The sequence below is a fragment of the Caballeronia sp. genome, from assembly GCF_028292365.1.
Lineage (GTDB): Bacteria > Pseudomonadota > Gammaproteobacteria > Burkholderiales > Burkholderiaceae > Caballeronia.
Genome location: NZ_JAQGMM010000102.1, coordinates 1 through 3341 on the forward strand (window position 1 = coordinate 1; position 3341 = coordinate 3341).

Genomic DNA, 3341 nt, shown 5'->3' on the forward strand with positions numbered 1-3341 from the left:
CAGCATCGGATGCATGATGCATTTAAACGAGTCGATCTTCAGGTTCACCGGCTTCGTCACGCCATGCAGCGTCAGTTCGCCAATCACTTCAACCGGTACGTCGCCCTTGAACTTCATCGACGTGCCCTTGTAGGTCGCCGTCGGGAATTTATCGGTGTCGAAGAATTGCGCGCTCTTCAGTTCACCATTCAGCTTTTCATTGCCGATATCAATCGACGTCATGTCGATGGTCGCGTCCAGCGTGCCTTTCTTGGCCGCGCGATCAAGCGTCACCGTGCCGCTGCTCTTGGTGAACTTGCCGCGCCAGACCGAGAGGCCGCCAAAGTGATCGGCTTCGAAGCTCGGGGACGTGTGGGCCGGGTCGAGCTGATACGTTGCTTCCTCAGCCATCGCGTTGAACGAAACGGCCGCAAAAAGCGCGCCGGCGGCTGCAATCAAAAGGTTCTTTTTCATGAGTTTTCCAGAATGAATGTGAGGATCGGTGAGCGCTTATTTCTTCGTTGCGACGAGGTGGAACTTGATGACGACTTCGTCGGCGACAACCGAGGTGTCTTTCCATTCGCCCGAGCCGACATCGAACTGCGTACGTTTGATAGGCAATGAACCGTCGAAGGTTTGCGTCGCGCCCTGGCTCGTGACCGTGACCGGCACGATGACGGTCTGCGACTTGCCCTTGATGGTCAACTTGCCGCTGACGTTGAACTTGGTCCCACCGGCCGGCGCGATACCCGTTGAAACGAACGTAGCGCTCGGAAAATGCGCCGTGTCGAACCAGTCTTTGTCAGTCGCTTGCTTGTTGTAGCTTTCATCGCCGAGATCGTAGCTTCCCGTATCGATGCTGATATTCGCGCTGCCGGCCGTCGGCTTGGCCGGATCGAAGTCGAGTTGCGCGGTGAACTTATTGAACTTGCCTTCAACCGGCACGTTCATTTGCTTCGATGTCGCCGTCACCGTGCTTTTGGTCGTGTCGACCTGGGCCTGGGCGGCGCTGGCAAATAAAGCGGTGGCGGCGGAAGCCGCTAATAACCATCGGTACAAGCGTGTTTGCATATCAGGCTTAGGGTCGTAATCGATACGGCATGGTATGCGAGCAGATGTGCGGCGGATAGCCACACGGCAGGAACAGATTGTTCTACGGGTAAAGGTAATGGAGGAACTGATAACAAAAATCAGTGAACGTCCGGTGAAACGAAACCGCGAAAACCGACCACAAAAAAGCGCAGCGCAAAAGGATCAACCTGCAATCCCTTCGCGCTGCGCGTCACCTGCCCAGCCTTCAACCAGAAACCAAAACCCAACGCTCAATACAACACGTTCTTCGCCACTGGCTGATCAATATTCCCCTTGTCGACCATGACGACACCCGTATCGACAAACTTCGGCGGCGCCTTCTTCTCAATCACGCCAATCACCGTTTGAATGCCCTTATATCCCATCTGATACGACCCTTGCACAGCGATCGCCTGGATCGTTCCGTCCTTCACGAAGTTCTGCAAATCCGAATTACCGTCGAATCCAACCGCAATCACCTTGCCCGCCTTACCCGACTGAGCCAGCGCGCGACCCATCCCGACCGCCGTCGGTTCGTTCGCCCCGAAAATACCCTTCAGGTCGGGGTTCGCTGCAAGCACGTCAGTCGTCTGGTTCAACGCGTTCGCCATTTGCGACTGCGAGTAATACGGGCCGACCACCTGCAACTTGGAATGCGCCGTCAGATACTTGCGGAACCCGCCCACGCGCCCTACTTCGGACCCCGCGCCGGCCACATACGACATCAACGCAATCTTGCCCGTCTGCCCCACCCGAGCGATCAATGCCTGGGCGCACATCTCGCCAGCCTTTTCGTTGTCGGTGGAGAGGAAAGCCTGGTAATACGGCTTGCCCGAATCGGACAACGCCGAATCAATGATCACCACCGGAATATGCGCTTCCCACGCCTTCTTCACGGCCGGCACCAGCGCGTCCGGGTCCGATGCCGCCAGCACGATCCCCGCGACTTTCCGGTTCACCGCGTTCTCGACCATGTTCACTTCGGCGGCTATATCGGATTCGGCGGCCGGGCCCTGGAAGGTCATCGTGTATCCCTTCTCAGAAGCCAGGGCAGCGGTCGCGCCCTTGTTGACGTTCTGCCAGTAGTTCGAATCGGCACTCTTCACGATCACGGCAATCTCGCCGCCCGCCGCAAACGCGCTGCTCGCAGCAACGGCAAGCACAGCGGTGAACATCGCTTGGGTGGTCAATTTCATCAGTTTCATGTCTCGCTCCTGTTCATTTTGTAAGACCCCGTGGGACTCTCGTTTTCTTCCACATCATCTCTTGCAAAAAACGCGAACGCTTGAGGCGCGTTCGATGAAACTCATCTCCGGTTCCGGATCTGGTCAATCCACACCGTCCCCAAGATAACCAGCCCGATGATGATCTGCTGGATGAAACTCGATACCCCGTTCATGTTCAGCCCGTTGCGCAAGATGCCGATCACGAACGCGCCAATCGCCGTGCCGGAAATCGTGCCGACACCGCCCATCAGCGACGTGCCGCCAATCACCGCACTCGCGATGGCATCGAGTTCATACATCACCCCTTCGTTCGGCTGCGCCGTCACCAGCCGCGACATCAGCACACATCCGGTCAGCCCCGCAAGCGCACCGGACAGCACATAGGTGAACAGCTTCACGCGATTGACGTTCACGCCGGACAAACGCGCGGCTTCCGCATTCGATCCGACCGCGTAAATGTGCCGCCCAAGCGACGTGCGGCTGAGCATGATGGCCACCAGCACCGCCAGCACGACCATGATGATCACGGGATACGGAATGCCGGGAAACACGATGTCGGGGAACCCGTCCGACCCCATGCGGACTACGCGAAAGAGCGAACCATTGCCGAGTTCTGCGAACGAATCGCCGAGCCCCGAGACCGGCCGTGCGCCGGTAATCTGCAACGCCACGCCGCGCGCGACAAGCATCATGCCCAGTGTGGCGATGAACGGCGGCAAGCCCATGCGCGTGACGAACAAGCCATTGAACGCACCGCAGATTGCGCCCACAATCACGCCGCCGAGCATGCCTATCGGCACGGGCACGCCGGCTTTCACGAGCATCGCGGCCGCCACGCCCGACAGCGCGAGCACCGACCCGACCGACAAGTCGATGCCACCAGTAATGATCACGCACGTCGCGCCGAGCCCGAGATAAGCGATGGACGTCACCTGCAGCGCCACGGTCATGCCATTGCCCAGCGACATGAACGCATTGCTCGTCGCCGAGAACACGACCACGAGCATCACCAGGCTTCCCAGTGCCGCGAACTTCTGGATCAGGTCCTTGCGGCGTTCTCGGGCG

4 protein-coding genes are annotated in these 3341 nt (G+C 58.7%); all 4 read right to left on the minus strand.

Annotated elements, in window-relative coordinates; genetic code table 11:
• Positions 1-453 (minus strand): YceI family protein (locus tag JWR14_RS06470; RefSeq protein ID WP_299703311.1); only part of this gene is annotated, 453 nt, incomplete at its 3' end.
• 36 nt (positions 454-489) lie between these two features.
• Complete coding sequence (locus JWR14_RS06475; RefSeq protein WP_299703314.1) at positions 490-1050, minus strand: YceI family protein; 561 nt, start codon at positions 1048-1050, stop codon at positions 490-492.
• A gap of 251 nt (positions 1051-1301) precedes the next feature.
• Positions 1302-2225 (minus strand): ABC transporter substrate-binding protein, encoded by a 924-nt coding sequence (locus tag JWR14_RS06480; protein ID WP_299703319.1) that lies wholly within the window; start codon positions 2223-2225, stop codon positions 1302-1304.
• A 131-nt stretch (positions 2226-2356) separates the two neighbouring features.
• A partial coding sequence (locus JWR14_RS06485; protein WP_299703317.1) for an ABC transporter permease occupies positions 2357-3341 on the minus strand: 985 nt, incomplete at its 5' end.